The following is a 14,903-nucleotide window of genomic DNA, read 5'->3' on the forward strand; positions in this document are numbered from 1 at the left end:
CATGGAACTCAATCGCGAAGACCTGATCGACTATGCGACCGGCGCCGCCTTCCTCGGCACCGGCGGCGGCGGCGACCCCTATATCGGCCGGCTCATGCTGCAGCAGGAGTTCGACGAGGGGCGCCGCGCCGACATCATAGACCCCGCTGACCTTGCTGACGACGCGCTGGTGATCACGACCGCGGGCATCGGCGCCCCGACGGTGATGATCGAGAAGATTCCCTGCGTGATCGCCGCCGAGCGCGCGGTGCGCGCGGTGGAGGACCGTCTGGGACGCAAGGCGGATGCGATCATCTCGATCGAGGCGGGCGGCGCCAACGGCACGCTTCCGCTGGTGGTGGCGGCGCGCATGGGGCTGCCGGTGGTCGATGCCGACGGCATGGGCCGCGCCTTTCCCGAGCTGCACATGGTCACGTTCAGCGTCTATGGCTGCAGCAGCGCGCCGATGAGCCTCGCCAGCGAGCGCGGCGACCTGATGAGCATCGAGACGGAGTCCAACGTGCTGGCCGAGCGGCTGGCGCGGGGCGCGGTCGTCAACCTCGGTGCGATGGCGCAGATCGCGCTCTATCCGATGAGCGGCGCGGACGTGAAGCGCACCGCGGTGCCCAACACGCTGACGCTGTCGCTTCGCATCGGGCAGGCGATCAGCGGCGCGCGGGCGCGCAAGAGCTGCCCGTTCGCAGCGCTCATAGACTTCTTCGCCAAGGCCAGCCCGCCGCGCCATGCCCGCGTCCTCTACGACGGCAAGGTGTCCGACGTGCTGCGCGAAACTGAGGGCGGCTTCGCGCGCGGCGCCGTCACGCTGGTGCCGATCGAGGGCGAGGGCGATCCGTGCCGCATCACCTTCCAGAACGAGTTCCTGGTCGCTGAAAAGGCGGGGCGGACGCTGGCGATGGTGCCCGACCTGATCGTTGTGCTCGACCGCGAGACCGGCGAGCCGATCACCACCGAGACGCTGCGCTTCGGTCAGCGGGTGAAGGTGATGGCGGTGGGCGTGCCGCCGATCATGCGCACGCCCGAGGCGCTGGCGACCTTCGGACCGAGAGCCTTCGGGTTCGACATGGATTTCACGGCGATCGAAGACCTCCCGCCCGACGGGCTGAGCCCGGTGACACTGACGACGGCCCGCGATGCGGACTGAGGCGATCGTCCTTCGCCGCTATGGCGGCCCCGAGGAGCTGGTCCTCGAACAGGTGCCGCTGGCCGCGCCGGGGCCGGGCGAGATCCTGCTGCGCCACAGCGCGATCAACGTCAATTTCCACGACACCTATGTCCGCACCGGCCAGTACCGCACGCTCGACCTGCCCGGCATTCCGGGGCTGGATGCGGTGGGCGTGGTCGAGGCGATCGGTCCCGATGTCGAGGACCTCGCGCCCGGCGACCGGATCGCATGGATCAGCGGCGCATATGGAGGCTATGCCGCGCGTCGGGTTCTGCGCGCCGGGCTTGCCTTTCGCCTGCCGGGCGGGATCAGCGACGCGCAGGCGGCGGCCTCGCTGATGAAGGCGTTCACGGTGCGGATGCTGGTGCGCGATTCGCATCGTGTCGAGCCCGGCCAGACCGTGCTGATCCATGCCGCCGCGGGCGGGGTGAGCCAGCTGCTCTGCCAGTGGTGCAAGGCGCTTGGCGCGCGCGTGATCGGCACGGTGAGCAGCGAGGCCAAGGCGGAGGTCGCCCGGGCCTGCGGTGCCGACGAGATCGTGTTCTACCGTTCGGAAGACTTCGTCGCGCGCGTGAACGCGCTGACCGGCGGCGAAGGCGTCGCCGCGGTCTATGACTCGGTGGGCCGCGACACCTTCGCCGGGTCGCTGCGCTGCCTCGATTATGGCGGCGTGCTCGTCAATTTCGGTCAGTCCTCCGGTCCGGTCGAGCCTTTCCGGCCGTCCGACCTCGCGGTCCGGTCGTTGAGCGTCACCCGGCCGATCCTGTTCCACAAGATTCGCCGGCCCGATCAGCTCCGCACCTATGTCCAAGACACATTGGACGCGTTCGACCGTGGCGTCGTGCGCCCGATTGATCCCGACACCCTGCCGCTGTCCCGTGCCGCCGATGCGCACCGCATCCTCGAGGCCGGGGAAAGCCGGGGAGGGCTGGTGCTGGTGCCGGACCGATGAGCGAGCCGAAACAATCATAAGAACAGCAATTTAATTAGGGAGTGGAAGACAATGAGACAGATGATTCAGGTTCTGCTGGCGGCGACCACCTTGACCCCGCTGGCGGCAGGGGTTGCGCTGGCGCAGGGGGCGGCCGCGGCTGATCCGGTGGTCGAAGACGGCGCCATCGTCGTCACCGCGCGTCTGCGCGCGGAAAGCCTGCAGAACGTCCCCGATTCCATCGTGGCCTTCGGCGCGAAGGATATTGCCGCGGCCGGTATCGACCAGATTCAGGACATCGCCGACATGGTGCCCAACGTGATCCTGCGAAAGGGCTTCCGTTCCGGCGAGAGCAACATCACGATCCGCGGCATCACCTCCGGCCGGCAGGGCTGGCCGCCTGTCGCCTTCGTGATCGACGGGGTGAAGGCGACCTCGATCGACGCGATGGAGCAGGGCACGCTGCTCGACGTCGAGCGCATCGAGGTGCTGAAGGGGCCGCAGGGCGCGCTCTACGGCGCCGGCGCGATCGGCGGCGCGATCAACATCGTGACGCGCAAGCCGAGCCAGGAGTTCGAGGGGCGGGTGCAGGCGTCCTATGCGCGCGGCAACGACATCAAGCTTTCGGGCGGGGTTTCCGGCCCGATCGTCGACGATACGCTGTTCTATTCGGTCAGCGGCTATTTCAACGACACCGACGGCATCGTGAAGACCGCCAACGGTACCGGCGCGGTCGATGCGCGCCAGCAGACGACCGGACGGGCGCGGCTGCTGTTCACGCCCGGCGAGACGCTGAGCTTCGACCTGCGCGCCTCGATCACCGACTCGCACGGCTCGGTGCCGGGCACCGTCGACAAGATCAGCAATGCCGCGCTGGTCGACGAGTTCCGCACCGCCGCCAATCCCGGCCCGATGCGCCGCAAGGGGTATCTGGGCCGCGAAAATCGCAGGCTGGTCGACGTCTCGCTGCGGACCGAGGCCGATCTCGACTTCGCGACCTTTTCCACCGTGCTCGCCTATCAGGACATCAACCAGGACCTGTTCGGCACCGTGAACTACGAGGGCGGCCCGGCGCCCGCGAGCCGCACGCTGTTCGGCGCCGAGACCTTCGGCGAGGCCGCCGCGCCCGGACAGGTGATCGACGAGTTCCAGGACCTGACCGACGATTTCGAGACCTACAGCGCGGACATCCGCCTGACCTCCGCATCGGACCAGCGTCTGCGCTGGGTGGTCGGGCTGGAGCTGGCGCGGCGTCTGTCCTACACGCATCTGGGCGCCGGGCAGCTGATCGCCGGACCCACGGTGTCGCGCACCTATCTGCTCAACCGCTGGGACCGCAAGCTCGACAAGATCTGGGGCGTCTATGCGCAGGCGTCGTATGACATCGTCGACGGTCTCGAGCTCACCGTTGCGGGCCGCTACGACGAGGACAACGCCCGCAACACGCGCGTCACCGATCCCCGGACGAACACGCCCATTCCGGCCCCCGATCCGGACGGCAACCTGGTCGACTCGCTGAAGGCGAAGGACAGCGCCTTCACGCCCAAGGTCCAGCTTTCCTATTCCTGGACCAGCAGGATCATGACCTATCTCACCTATTCGGAAGGGTATCGCTTCGGCTTCTTCAATTCGGGCAACCGTGCGCTGCCGGAATCGACGAAGAACTACGAGATCGGCCTCAAGAGCCAGCTCTTCGACGACATGCTGACCTTCAACGCCGCGGCGTTCCGTATCGACTATTCGAACCAGCAGGTGACGCAGACCATCGCCACGCCGCCGTTCCGCACCACCACCAACATCCCGAACACCAAGATCACCGGCTTCGAGGCCGACCTGTCGCTGCGCGCGACCGACAAGCTGCGGTTCTCGGGCGGCGTCGGCTATACCGACGCCGTGGTGCAGGACGCGGCGCGCACGCAGGCGCCGGTCACGCCGAAATGGACGGCCAATGCGTCGATGCAGTGGCAGGAGCCGCTGAGCGACACGCTCGATTTCGTGAGCCGCGTCGACTATCGCTATCAGGGCGGCATGTTCCTGCGCGTCAACGAGGTCTTCCCCATCAAGGACAAGACGTTCGTCGATGCGCGGATCGGCGTCGAGCACGACCGGTACAGCGTCAAGCTGTTCGTCGAGAACCTGCTCGACACGCAGCAGGCGCTGAGCCTGTCTCCCTTCGCGGGGCAGTTCACGCGCACCTTCAGCCCGCCGCGCAGCTACGGCGTGGAACTCCAGTACAAGTTCTGAAAAAGGCGCCGGCGGGCGGGTACGGCCTGTGCCTCCGCCCGCCGCTGCCGGTTCGCAAGGGAACGGCTTTATGGGCAAATCAATCAGTGCGCCCGAATTCATCTGGCACAACGGCCGCCACGTCCGCTGGGCGGATGCGCAGGTGCATGTGCTGTCGGTCGGCGTGCAGTTCGGATCGTCGGTGTTCGAAGGGATACGCTGCTATGCGACGGACGCGGGCCCGGCGGTCTTCCGCCTGCGCGAGCATCTGCGGCGGTTGCAGGACTCCTGTCGCATCTACCGCATCGACCTGCCGTATTCGCTCGAGGCGCTGGAACGCGCCTGCCTCGATCTGGTCGCGGCCAACGGGCTGGAGCAATGCTATCTGCGGCCGATGGTGATGCGCGGTTACGGCGACATGGGCATGGCCGCGATCGGCAACCCGGTGGAAACCTATATCGCGGCCTGGCAGTGGGGCAGCTATCTCGATCAGTCCGCGGCGGACCGCGGCATCGACGTCTGCGTTTCCTCGTGGAACCGGCCGGCGCCCAACACGTTCCCGGCGCTCGCCAAGTCGGCGGGCCACTACAACAACGCGACGCTGATCAAGCTCGATGCGATCGCGAACGGCTTTGCCGAGGCGATCGCGCTGTCGCCCGACGGCATGGTGAGCGAGGGCAGCGGGCAGAACATCTTCGCCGTGCGCGACGGTGTGCTCGTCACGCCGCCGGTCGACGGCAGCATCCTTTCGGGCATCACGCGTTCGGCGGTGATCGCCATCGCCCGCGACCTCGGCATCGCGTTCGAGCAGCAGCCCATGCCGCGCGAGCTGCTTTACGTGGCGGACGAGCTGTTCTTCACCGGCACTGCGACCGAGATCGCGCCGATCGCATCGGTCGACCACATCCGTATCGGCGACGGCGCGATCGGCCCGGTGACGCGCCGGCTGCGGGCGGCGTTCCACGAGATCGTTCACGGGCGGGACGCGGGCCGCCGGGATTGGCTGACGCCGGTGATCGCCGGCAAGAGGGAGTATGTCGATGGTTGAGATCCTGAAATGGGACGACGTGCCGCTCGAGACGGTGGCCGAGGGCATGAGCCGGCAGATCGTGACCGGCGAGAAGATGACGATCGCGCGCATCTATTTCGACGACGGTTTCGTCGTGCCGCTCCACGCGCATGAAAACGAGCAGGTGACGCAGGTGATCGAGGGCACGATGCGTTTCTGGTTCGACGAGGCGAAGACCCGGACGCGCGACCTGCACGCGGGCGAGGTGATGGTGATCCCGCCCAATTTCCCGCACGGCGCGGAGATGATCGGCCGCGTCGTCGAGATCGACATGTGGTCGCCGCGCCGCGAGGACTGGCTGAAGAAGACCGACGACTATCTGCGCGGCGGCACGGCCGGCAAGCTGACCGAGACCGTCGACCAATCCGCTTGACCGAACACTGCCGGGAGGAGATCCGCCGCAATGCGCATCCATATCGTGACGCCGGTGACGACCAAGGGCGTCCGTTCGCTCGATGACGTCGCGCATCTTGTCCATGCCGGACTGACAATCACGCATTCGCTCATCGAATCGGGCCCGCCCTCGATCGAAAGCGAATATGACGAGGCGCTGGCGATCCCCGCCACGATCGCGGAAGCGATCAAGGCCGAACGCTCGGGCGCGGACGCCGTCATCGTCGACTGCATGGCCGATCCGGGCGTGAAGCCGGCGCGCGAAATGCTGTCGATCCCGGTGCTGGGGCCGGGCGAGACGTCGATGCACCTGGCCGCGATGCTGGGGCAGAGGTTCGGCTATGTCACCGTCCTGAATTCGGTGAAGCCGATGGTCCGCAATCTGGTGCGCGTCTGCGGCGTTCAGGAAAAGCTGGTATCCATCAAGGTGGTCGACATCCCCGTGCTCGAACTGGAGCCGCGGATCGACGAGGCGAAGCAGCGGCTCGGCGCGTGCGCGCTGGAGGCGGTCGAGCAGGACGATGCCGATGTCATCGTGCTGGGTTGCACCGGCTTTCTGGGCTGCGCGGCGGCGATCGAAACCTGTCTGGCCGAACGCGGCCACACGATTCCGGTCATCGACCCGATCCCGGCCACCGTCTGCATCGCGGAAGGGATCGTCCGGGCCGGGCTGACGCACAGCAAGCATTGCTTTCCGCGGCCGCGCGCCAAGACCATCGTCGGATACGACATGCCCTGACATCCGCGTTTCCGGCACGGCGCGCGGGAAAGCATTCAGAAGAGATCTTGTCGAATGAGCAATGAATTCCCGCGCGAACCCGTGCCCGCCGAGCGCGCCGATCGCTCCGCCGCGTCGATCATGCTCATCCTGATCGGCTCGATCATGGGGGTGCCCATCATCATCCTGGGCGGCGCGATCGGTCGCGACTACGGCCTGTTCGACGCGATGACCGTCATCGTCGCGGGGTGCGGGCTGACCGCCGCGCTAGCCATGCTGATGGCCTATGCCGGCGTCCGGACGCGGCGCTCGACCGCGCTGCTCGCCGAGCAGGCCTTCGGCATCAAGGGCGCCCGGGTACTGACCGCCGCGCTCGGGATCGCGCTGCTCGGCTGGTTCGCCGTCGAGATGGGCTTTATCGGCGAACTGGCGGTCGGCGGCATCCGCCGCGCGTTCGGTGCGCCGCCGCCGCTCGCGCTCGGCATCGTCGGCGCGACGCTCGCCATCGGCGCGATCGCGATCTTCGGCTTTTCGGTGATCGCGCGGGTGCCGCTGATCTTCGTTCCGCTGCTGGCGCTGCTCCTGATCTTCGTCGCGCTGATGGCGTTGCCGAAGCTGGAGTCGGTGGATACGGCGGCCGACGCCGCCATGCCGCTCGGCAGGGGAATATCGGCGATCATCGGCTCCTTCGTCATCGGCTGCATCATATTGCCCGACTACAGCCGCTTCATTCGCCGCCCGCGAGACGTGATGATCGCGGCCGGCATGGCGCTGGGTCCGGTCTGGGCGATCGTGATCGGCTGCTATGCGGCGGCGGGGCTCGTCGCCCGGAGCGGCGATCCGGCGGAAGTGCTCATCATGCTCGGTATGCCGGCGCTTCTGACGATCCTGTTGCCGCTTGGCCTGGCGCAGAACGGAATCATGACGCTCTATTCGTCGGCGCTGGTGACATCCACTTGGGTCAGGCAGGTTTCCTTCACGAAAATCGTGATCGTCACGGCGATCATCGGCGGGCTGATCGCGCTCGCCGGCGTCCAGAACGCCTTCGTAAGCTATCTCGTCCTGCTCGGACTGGTGTTTCCGCCCGCCGCCGCGATCCTGATCCAGCAGGCGATCTTCGGCAGGATGACGGCGGCGGATGTGCGCTGGCGCAATCTGGCGATCTGGTGCGCGGCCAGCGCCGTGGCGACATTCAGCGAATATGGGGTGGGCATCACCGGGACTTCGGCGCTCGACGGCTTTATCGTCGCTTTTCTGCTGGCAGCCGCCGCGTCGAGACTGGCGGACATCGAGGCCGTGCCGCCCACCGGAACACGGGCCGAAACAGGGGCCGGAACAGGGAGAGTCGAGATATGAGACATGCACTGCTGATCGGCCTCGCGCCGCTTCTCGCCTGTTGCATCCAGCCGCCCGCGGGCGCGCAGGCGATCGCGCGCGAGACGCCTGCCGCGCCTGTCGAGCTTGCCGCCCCGGAACGCATCGTGAAGCTGGAACAGGCGTCCAATTTCCGCGACATCGGCGGCTATGTCGGGACCGGCGGAAAGAGTGTGCGCTGGGGCCGCATCTATCGCGCGGGCGCGCAGCCGATGCTGACCGACGCGGATGTCGCTGCCGTCCGCGCGCTCGGCATCGCGAACATCGTCGACCTGCGCTCCGACGAGGAGCGTATCCTCGCGCCGACCCGGCTCGACGGCATCCGCTACAACGCCGTGGGCTATTCCTTCGCGCCGCTGCTGGAGACGATCCGGACGGCGCTGAAGGAAAAGGGCGGCACCGAGGCGGCGATCAAGGACATGTACACCGTGCTGCCCACGCTGATCGCGCCGCAGGTGCGGCTGCTCTTCGATCGGCTGCTCGCCGACGAGGGGGCGATGCTGTTCAACTGCTCGGCGGGGCAGGATCGCACGGGGCTGGCGGCGGCGCTGGTGCTGAGCGCGCTCGGCGTGGACCGCGAGACCATCTATGCCGATTACCTGCTGTCCGAGGATCATCGCCGCGTCGAGTGGGAAGTCGCGCCGATCCCGGACGCGCTGGCGACGGTCAATCCGGTCTATGCCTATTTCATCAGGTACCGGAAGGAGCCGGAGACCGCCAAGCCGCCTTCGCTCTCCGCGTCCGACGGCAAGCCTTACCTCGCGGTGTCCTTCGATGTGATCGAGGCGCGCTGGGGATCGGTCCCGGCCTACCTTGAGCAGGAGATCGGCCTGAACGCGGTCCAGCTGGCGCGGCTCCGCTCGCTTTACCTGCAATAGGGCTTTCCCGGCCGGCCGGCAGACCTGCGGTTCAGCAGCATCGGCCGCCGTTCTTCCCGCCGTAGCGGGCCTGCTGGCGGTCGCGGAAGAACTCTGCCTCGCTCATCGGCTGCCGGTCGGGATGGCGCTCGGCCATGTGCCTCAGATAGGCCTCGTAGCTCGGCAGGCCGACCATCAGGTGCGCGGTTTCGCGCAGGCGCGCAAGGAGCCCGGTCATTCGGCGGGCACCGCGGCGGCCGGGATTTCGCGCGCCGTGGGCTCGCGGCTGCGGCGCGCCTCGAGGCAGGTCCGGACCGCGAAGCCGAGCAGCGCGAGCACGACGGCGAGGAACAGCGCGCAGAGCGCGGCGTCGATGCGGTCGTTGAAGATGATGCGGTGCATCTCCGCCATCGACTTCGCGGGGGCGAGCACCTCGCCGCGCGCCGCGGCTTCCGAGAACTTCGCCGCGTGCGCGAGGAAGCCGATCTTCGGGTCGGGCGAGAACAGCTTGAGCGTGCCCGCGCTCACCGTGCAGACGAGCAGCCACGCCGTGGGGATCGCCGTCACCCACGCATAGCGGTCCCGCTTCATGCGGAAGAGCACGGCGGTGCAGAACATCAGCGCCATCGCCGCCAGCATCTGGTTCGAGATGCCGAACACCGGCCACAGCGTGTTGACGCCGCCGAGCGGATCGGTGACGCCCTGATAGAGGAAGAAGCCCCAGCCCGCGACGCAGAGCCCCGTGGCGACAAGGCCGGGCAGCAGCGCCTTCGTGTCGCGGAAGCCCGGCGCGGCAAGGCCGATCAGGTCCTGCAGCATGAACCTCCCGGCGCGCGTTCCGGCGTCCACCGCCGTCAGGATGAACAGCGCCTCGAACAGGATCGCGAAGTGGTACCAGAAGGCCTTCATGCCCGGCCCGCCGATCACGTGGCTGAAGATTTCCGCCATCGCGACGGCGAGCGTCGGCGCGCCGCCGGTGCGCGAGATGATCGTCGCCTCGCCGACGTCCCTCGCGGCCTGCGTCAGCGCCTCCGCGGTGATCGGGAAGCCCATGTTCGTCACTGCCGCCGCGGCGCTCGCCGCGTCCGGGCCCAGCACCGCCGTCGGGCTGTTCATCGCGAAGTAGATGCCGGGATCGAGGATCGAGGCGCCGACCAGCGCCATGACGGCGACGAAGGCCTCCATCAGCATCGCGCCGTAGCCGATGAGCGGCGCGTGGCTTTCGTTCGCGATCAGCTTCGGCGTCGTGCCGCTGGCGATCAGCGCGTGGAAGCCCGAGACGGCGCCGCAGGCGATGGTGATGAACAGGAACGGAAACAGCGATCCCGCCCACACCGGCCCGCTGCCGTCCACGAACTGCGTGAGCGCGGGCATCCGGAGCGGCGGCGCCATGATGACGATGCACAGCGCAAGCGCGGCGATGGCGCCGATCTTGAGGAAGGTGGAGAGGTAGTCGCGCGGCGCCAGCAGCAGCCACACCGGCAGCACGGACGCGACCGCGCCGTAGCCGATCAGCAGCCAGCAGAGCTGCACGGGCGTGAAGGTGAAGACCGTGCCCCACACGGGCGATGCCGCGATCTGCTGGCCGTAGACGATGGCGAGGATCAGCCCGGCGAAGCCGATCAGCGACACCTCGCCGACCTTGCCCGGCCGTATCCAGCGCGCATAGACGCCCATCGCCATCGCGAGCGGCACGGTGGCCGCGACGGTGAACATGCCCCACGGGCTTTCGGCGAGCGCCTTCACGACGATGAGCGCCAGCACGGCGAGCAGGATGATCATGATCATCAGCGTGCCGAACAGCGCGATCGTGCCCGCGACCGCGCCCATTTCCATGCGCACCAGCTCGCCGAGCGAGCGCCCGTCGCGGCGCATCGAGATGAACAGCACCATGAAGTCCTGCACCGCGCCCGCGACGACGACGCCCGCGAGAATCCACAGCGTGCCGGGCAGGTAGCCCATCTGCGCGGCGAGCACCGGCCCCACGAGCGGCCCGGCGCCCGCGATCGCCGCGAAGTGGTGCCCGAACAGCACGGTGCGGTCGGTCGCCACGTAGTCGAGGCCGTCGGCGCGGCGCAGCGCGGGCGTCGGCCGGTTCGGATCGAGCCGCATCACGTGCCGGGCGATGTAGAGCGCGTAGTAGCGGTAGGCGACGAGGAACAGGCAGACCGCCGCCGTCACGATCCACAGCGCGTTGATCGGCTCGCCGCGCTCCGTCGCGATCACTCCAAGCGCGAACGCGCCCACCACCGCAAACACGATCCACGGCAAATGACGCATCTTACCTCCCCCGCCGGCTTCTGTTTCCGCGTGCATCTCATCTTTGCACGCGTTGCGCCAGAGGGGGAGGCGCCGTTCAGCCTTCGGAGAGCCCGGCGAGCGCCTGCCGCACGGCGAGCAGCGACTGTCCGGCGATCATGCCCTTCCAGTCGTCGCTGTCGCCGTAGAAGGCGCCCCGGATCGCGTCCTTGATCGGCTTCGCGGCGGGGGCGGCGGGGTCGCCGTGCGCGTGGAGCCAGCAATCGGCCTGCAGCGCCGCAAGGATTTGATCGGTGGGCAGCGTGCCGACCTCGATCGCCATGCCGGTGATCTCGGCCCCGGGCAGCAGGGCGGGGGCGGCGCTGAGGCCGTCGCCCTCGATCCGCACCGACGCCGACAGGCCGTCCGCCACCGAGGCGAGCGCCGCGCCGTACCAGCGCGCGGCGCGGCGGAAGCCGTCGCTGTCCCGCGAGGTGACGATGATCTGCTCGGCGAAGCCCCACGGGCCGAGGCCGGTGTGGTAGTCGATGATGCCGACCTTGGCGACGTTCGCCAGATAGTGCGTCAGGATCGCGCCCTGCGTGGCGCGCGACCAGCTCGGCCCCTTGCCGCCGTAGAACAGGCCGTCGGCGTAAGCGTATTGCCCGCCCATCATCGCCGCGCGCATGGCGAGCGCGCCGTGTTCCTCGGCGTAGCGCGCCGCCGCCGCCGCCGACGCCGCCTGCGCGGCTTCGTCCCACACCGGCGGGCAGATCGCGGGATGCAGCACGTCGTAGCCGGGGTTTTCGGGGAGGGGCCGGGAGAAGTCGATCCAGTTGCGGTTGAGGTCGATGTTCTCGTGCGTCACGCGGCGCAGCCACGCGAAGCCGTAGGGGTTGACCGCGTGGATCATCAGGATGCCGACGCCCCCGGGACGGCGCGCGATCTCGCCGCGCCGCAGCAGGTCGACCTGCGCGCCCGACCCGCAGAAGCCCTCGACGCCGTGCGTGCCCGAGATCAGCACCAGCACGCGCTCCGCGCCCTCGACGCCGAACGCGGCGACATCGGTGAAAATCTCGCCGCCGTCCGGGCCGCGTTCGGGGTGCGCGACGGCTTCGAGCGCCCCGCCCGCCGCCGCGGCCTCCTCGAGGAACTTGGCGCGCGCGCTGCGATAGTCGGGGCTGAAGCTGGCGGCGGAGTTCATCATCGTAACCTCGTTGCGGCGGACCTTGCGGGCCATTCTGGCACGGCAGGCGCGCGCCTTCCTTTGCGGGGCGCCGCAATGCCTGTGCGGGGGCTCTCTAGTTCAGCCGCGCGCGGGCCAGCCGCGGCGAGAAGCCGAACGTGCGCTTGAAGGCGGTGGCGAAGTTGCTGGGGTGCTCGTAGCCCGCATTGAACGCCACCTCGGTGATCGAGGCGTCGGTATCGCAGAGCTGCCTGAGCGCGTTGTCCATGCGCACGCGCTGGCGGTAGTTGGAGATCGTCGTGCCCGTCACCTGCTTGAAGCACTCCATCATCTGCGTCTCGTTCCACGCGAGATGGCGGCAGAGGTCGGCAATCGAGAGCGAGGCCTGCGTGTCCTCGTCGAGCATCTGGCAGAGGTCCTCGATCTTCCGGCGGTCGCGCGGGCGGATGCTGTCCGCCGTGCGCGCGCTGCCGAGGATCTGCTTGATCGCGAAGCAAAGAAGTTCCAGCGCTTTTGCTTCCATCATCAGGTTGCCGAGAGGACCCGTCTGCGGCGGGCTCAGAATATCCTCGACGATGGGGCGTATCTGCGGCGGCATGGGCAGGCCGCTATGGGTGAACCGCGGCCCGCGCGCCCGCAGGAAGTCCGCGATCGGGACGGGGAGGTCGGGCGTGTTCGGCGAAAGCAGTTCCGACATGAAGTCCTTGCTGCAGATCATCGTGATGGAGCGTTCGTGGCTTTCCGCGCCCACGCGCTCGTATTTCACGCTGTCGGGCGGCTGGACGAGATAAGACATGCGGCCCGCCGGAACCGCGACGTCCTCTTTCTGTTCGCTGCCGATCACGCTGCCGCCGCACAGCCTGAAGTGCAGTTTCATGTAGTCGCCGCAAACGTGGTGGTAGAGATTCTCCGCGGTGTAATGCAGGTCGGAAAGCACCATCGAAAAACCGGGCCGGATCGTCATCCCGTGATACCGGCCGCGCAGGATGTCGCTGTCCGGCACCAGCCGGAAGGCGTTGCCGACCGGCCCGGGATAGCGTTCGATGTCCGCGTTCAGGGCTTCGACGACAGACCGGAGCGTCGGATCGAAGCCGGTCTGGGCGGTGTCGAGGCTGTTGTTCAACGCGCGCGTCCCTGAAAAATGCAGCGCGCCGACTATACGGTCGCCCGGCGGCGTGTCCAGAGAGCCGCCCGTTTCCGCCGGTGCGTGTGCCGCGCGCATCAGCAGACGATCTCCACGGACTTGAACCGGCAGTAGGAGCGCAGCCCCTCCATGCCGCCCTCGATGCCGAAGCCCGAGGCGCCCCACGGTTCCGCGCCGAGCGCGAAGCCGGAGTGCTCGCCCGCCGCGGCGCTCGCGCGCACGGTGACGCGCCCCGCGCGGATGCCGCGCGCCGCCGCCTGCGTGCGGCGGGCGTCGCGGGTCCAGATGCTGGCGGCGAGGCCGTAGGCGGTGTCGTTGGCGATGGCGAGCGCCTCGTCGAAGTCGCGGAAGCGCATGACCGAGAGCACCGGCCCGAACACCTCCTCGCAGGCGACGGTCATGTCCGGGCGCACGTCGGTGAGGATCGCGGGCGCGGTCGAGGTTTCGCCCCACGTGCCGCCGTCGAACGCGACGTTCGCGCCCTCGGTGCGGGCATGGTCGATGAAGCCCCGGACCTTGCCCAGCTGGCCTCGGGTCGCGATCGTGCCGAAGTTGGTGGCGGGGTCGAGCGGATCGCCGGGGACGCGCTCTGCGGCCGCCCTGATCACGGCTTCGACGAGCCGGTCGTGGAAACCGTCCTCGACGATCAGGCGCGTTTTCGCCGCGCACCACTGCCCCTGGTTCCAGAAGGCGTCGTGGGCGACGCGCGCCGCGACGGCGTCGAGGTCGTCCGCCATGTCGCCGCAGACCACCTGCGGCGACTTGCCGCCGCATTCGAGGAGCAGCGGCTTGCCGTTCGATTGTCCGGCGTAGGTCATGAACAGGCGGCCGGTCGCGGTGGAGCCGGTGAAGCTGACAAGGTCGATGCCGCCGTGGCGGCCGATCGCCTGCCCGACCGTGGGACCGAGCCCGGGCACGACATTGAGCGCGCCGTCCGGAAGGCCCGCCTCCGCCGCGATTTCGGCGAGTTTCAGCGCCGAGGTCGAGGCGATCTCGGAGGGTTTCAGGACGACGCTGTTGCCCGCCGCGAGCGCGGGGGCGGCCTTCAGCACTGCGTTGATGAGCGGGAAGTTCCACGGCACGATGGCGCCGACGACCCCGCGCGGCTCCAGCAGGCCGAGCGAAAGCGTGATGCCGTCGGAAGGGGCGACGGTGCCGTAGAGCTTGTCGACCGCCTCGCCGTAGTAGCGGAAGAAGCCGGTGGCGAAGGCGATCTCGGCGCGCGCGGCGGAGATCGCCTTGCCCATCTCCAGCGAGTCCATCAGCGCGAGGTCGTCCGCGTTCGCCTCGATCAGCTCGGCGATGCGCAGCAGCACGGCCTTGCGCTGAAGCGGTGTCGCCTTTGCCCAGCGGCCGTCCTCGAAGGCGCGCCGGGCGGCGGCGACCGCGCGGTCGACGTCTTCGGCCGTGCCCGCCGGAAGCGTGCAGACCGGCCTGTTCGCGGCCGGATTGATTGAATCGAAGCGCTCGGCGCCGGTGGACTCGACGAAGCGCCCGTCGATGAACGGGCGGACGGGGAGGGTGATCGCGGCGGCGCGTGCGTGCCAGTCTATGGGGGGCGTGGTCATGGGCTTGCCCTTTGAGGTGCGTGTTTCCCGGAGGGTGGAA

General features: G+C 68.5%; 13 protein-coding genes. 8 read left to right on the top strand and 5 right to left on the bottom strand.

What is annotated here, in order from left to right:
* Position 1 precedes the first annotated feature (1 nt).
* The 8 genes from PE061_RS10290 to PE061_RS10325 all read left to right on the top strand — a co-directional run bounded on the left by PE061_RS10290 (position 2) and on the right by PE061_RS10325 (position 8,748).
* Entirely contained in the window at positions 2–1,141 is a 1,140-nt protein-coding gene (locus PE061_RS10290; protein ID WP_271258988.1) for a DUF917 domain-containing protein, read from the top strand.
* A complete protein-coding gene (locus tag PE061_RS10295; RefSeq protein ID WP_271258989.1) occupies positions 1,131–2,114 on the top strand; it encodes a quinone oxidoreductase family protein in 984 nt (327 codons plus the stop codon). Before PE061_RS10290 ends, PE061_RS10295 begins: the two co-directional genes overlap by 11 nt.
* Positions 2,115–2,165: 51 nt before the next feature.
* Positions 2,166–4,337, top strand: coding sequence for a TonB-dependent receptor (locus tag PE061_RS10300; RefSeq protein ID WP_271258990.1), 2,172 nt, complete (start codon positions 2,166–2,168; stop codon positions 4,335–4,337).
* A gap of 70 nt (positions 4,338–4,407) precedes the next feature.
* Positions 4,408–5,364: a branched-chain amino acid transaminase gene (locus tag PE061_RS10305; RefSeq protein ID WP_271258991.1), complete on the top strand. Its 957-nt coding sequence runs from the start codon at positions 4,408–4,410 to the stop codon at positions 5,362–5,364.
* Positions 5,357–5,758, top strand: coding sequence for a cupin domain-containing protein (locus PE061_RS10310; protein ID WP_271258992.1), 402 nt, complete (start codon positions 5,357–5,359; stop codon positions 5,756–5,758). The genes PE061_RS10305 and PE061_RS10310 overlap by 8 nt, the downstream gene beginning before the upstream one ends.
* Before the next feature lie 30 nt (positions 5,759–5,788).
* Positions 5,789–6,517: an aspartate/glutamate racemase family protein gene (locus tag PE061_RS10315; RefSeq protein ID WP_271258993.1), complete on the top strand. Its 729-nt coding sequence runs from the start codon at positions 5,789–5,791 to the stop codon at positions 6,515–6,517.
* A 54-nt stretch (positions 6,518–6,571) separates the two neighbouring features.
* Positions 6,572–7,852, top strand: a complete 1,281-nt coding sequence (locus PE061_RS10320; RefSeq protein ID WP_271258994.1) for a purine-cytosine permease family protein — start codon at positions 6,572–6,574, stop codon at positions 7,850–7,852.
* The gene (locus PE061_RS10325) at positions 7,849–8,748 is read left to right on the top strand and encodes a tyrosine-protein phosphatase (protein ID WP_271258995.1); all 900 of its coding nucleotides are present in this window, start codon (positions 7,849–7,851) and stop codon (positions 8,746–8,748) included. Before PE061_RS10320 ends, PE061_RS10325 begins: the two co-directional genes overlap by 4 nt.
* A 31-nt stretch (positions 8,749–8,779) precedes the next feature.
* Here the strand turns inward: PE061_RS10325 and PE061_RS10330 are convergent, their stop codons facing one another.
* From PE061_RS10330 to PE061_RS10350, 5 genes are all read right to left on the bottom strand, one after another.
* Entirely contained in the window at positions 8,780–8,965 is a 186-nt protein-coding gene (locus tag PE061_RS10330) for a YbdD/YjiX family protein (RefSeq protein WP_271258996.1), read from the bottom strand.
* Positions 8,962–11,007 (bottom strand): carbon starvation CstA family protein, encoded by a 2,046-nt coding sequence (locus PE061_RS10335; RefSeq protein WP_271258997.1) that lies wholly within the window; start codon positions 11,005–11,007, stop codon positions 8,962–8,964. The genes PE061_RS10330 and PE061_RS10335 overlap by 4 nt, the downstream gene beginning before the upstream one ends.
* 76 nt (positions 11,008–11,083) lie before the next feature.
* The gene (locus tag PE061_RS10340; protein WP_271258998.1) at positions 11,084–12,172 is read right to left on the bottom strand and encodes a M14 family metallopeptidase; all 1,089 of its coding nucleotides are present in this window, start codon (positions 12,170–12,172) and stop codon (positions 11,084–11,086) included.
* 94 nt (positions 12,173–12,266) lie between these two features.
* Positions 12,267–13,373, bottom strand: a complete 1,107-nt coding sequence (locus tag PE061_RS10345) for a helix-turn-helix transcriptional regulator (RefSeq protein ID WP_271258999.1) — start codon at positions 13,371–13,373, stop codon at positions 12,267–12,269.
* Positions 13,373–14,863 (bottom strand): aldehyde dehydrogenase family protein, encoded by a 1,491-nt coding sequence (locus tag PE061_RS10350; protein WP_271259000.1) that lies wholly within the window; start codon positions 14,861–14,863, stop codon positions 13,373–13,375. Before PE061_RS10350 ends, PE061_RS10345 begins: the two co-directional genes overlap by 1 nt.
* Positions 14,864–14,903: the final 40 nt, after the last annotated feature.

The sequence above is a fragment of the Sphingosinicella microcystinivorans genome (assembly GCF_027941835.1).
GTDB lineage: Bacteria > Pseudomonadota > Alphaproteobacteria > Sphingomonadales > Sphingomonadaceae > Sphingosinicella.

Excerpts from the sequence above, each read along its gene's own strand:
- PE061_RS10290 (WP_271258988.1), top strand. The coding sequence starts at position 2 with ATGGAACTCAATCGCGAAGACCTGATCGACTATGCGACCGGCGCCGCC.
- PE061_RS10295 (WP_271258989.1), top strand. The coding sequence starts at position 1,131 with ATGCGGACTGAGGCGATCGTCCTTCGCCGCTATGGCGGCCCCGAGGAG.
- PE061_RS10300 (WP_271258990.1), top strand. The coding sequence starts at position 2,166 with ATGAGACAGATGATTCAGGTTCTGCTGGCGGCGACCACCTTGACCCCG.
- PE061_RS10305 (WP_271258991.1), top strand. The coding sequence starts at position 4,408 with ATGGGCAAATCAATCAGTGCGCCCGAATTCATCTGGCACAACGGCCGC.
- PE061_RS10310 (WP_271258992.1), top strand. The coding sequence starts at position 5,357 with ATGGTTGAGATCCTGAAATGGGACGACGTGCCGCTCGAGACGGTGGCC.
- PE061_RS10315 (WP_271258993.1), top strand. The coding sequence starts at position 5,789 with ATGCGCATCCATATCGTGACGCCGGTGACGACCAAGGGCGTCCGTTCG.
- PE061_RS10320 (WP_271258994.1), top strand. The coding sequence starts at position 6,572 with ATGAGCAATGAATTCCCGCGCGAACCCGTGCCCGCCGAGCGCGCCGAT.
- PE061_RS10325 (WP_271258995.1), top strand. The coding sequence starts at position 7,849 with ATGAGACATGCACTGCTGATCGGCCTCGCGCCGCTTCTCGCCTGTTGC.
- PE061_RS10330 (WP_271258996.1), bottom strand. The coding sequence starts at position 8,965 with ATGACCGGGCTCCTTGCGCGCCTGCGCGAAACCGCGCACCTGATGGTC.
- PE061_RS10335 (WP_271258997.1), bottom strand. The coding sequence starts at position 11,007 with ATGCGTCATTTGCCGTGGATCGTGTTTGCGGTGGTGGGCGCGTTCGCG.
- PE061_RS10340 (WP_271258998.1), bottom strand. The coding sequence starts at position 12,172 with ATGATGAACTCCGCCGCCAGCTTCAGCCCCGACTATCGCAGCGCGCGC.
- PE061_RS10345 (WP_271258999.1), bottom strand. The coding sequence starts at position 13,373 with ATGCGCGCGGCACACGCACCGGCGGAAACGGGCGGCTCTCTGGACACG.
- PE061_RS10350 (WP_271259000.1), bottom strand. The coding sequence starts at position 14,863 with ATGACCACGCCCCCCATAGACTGGCACGCACGCGCCGCCGCGATCACC.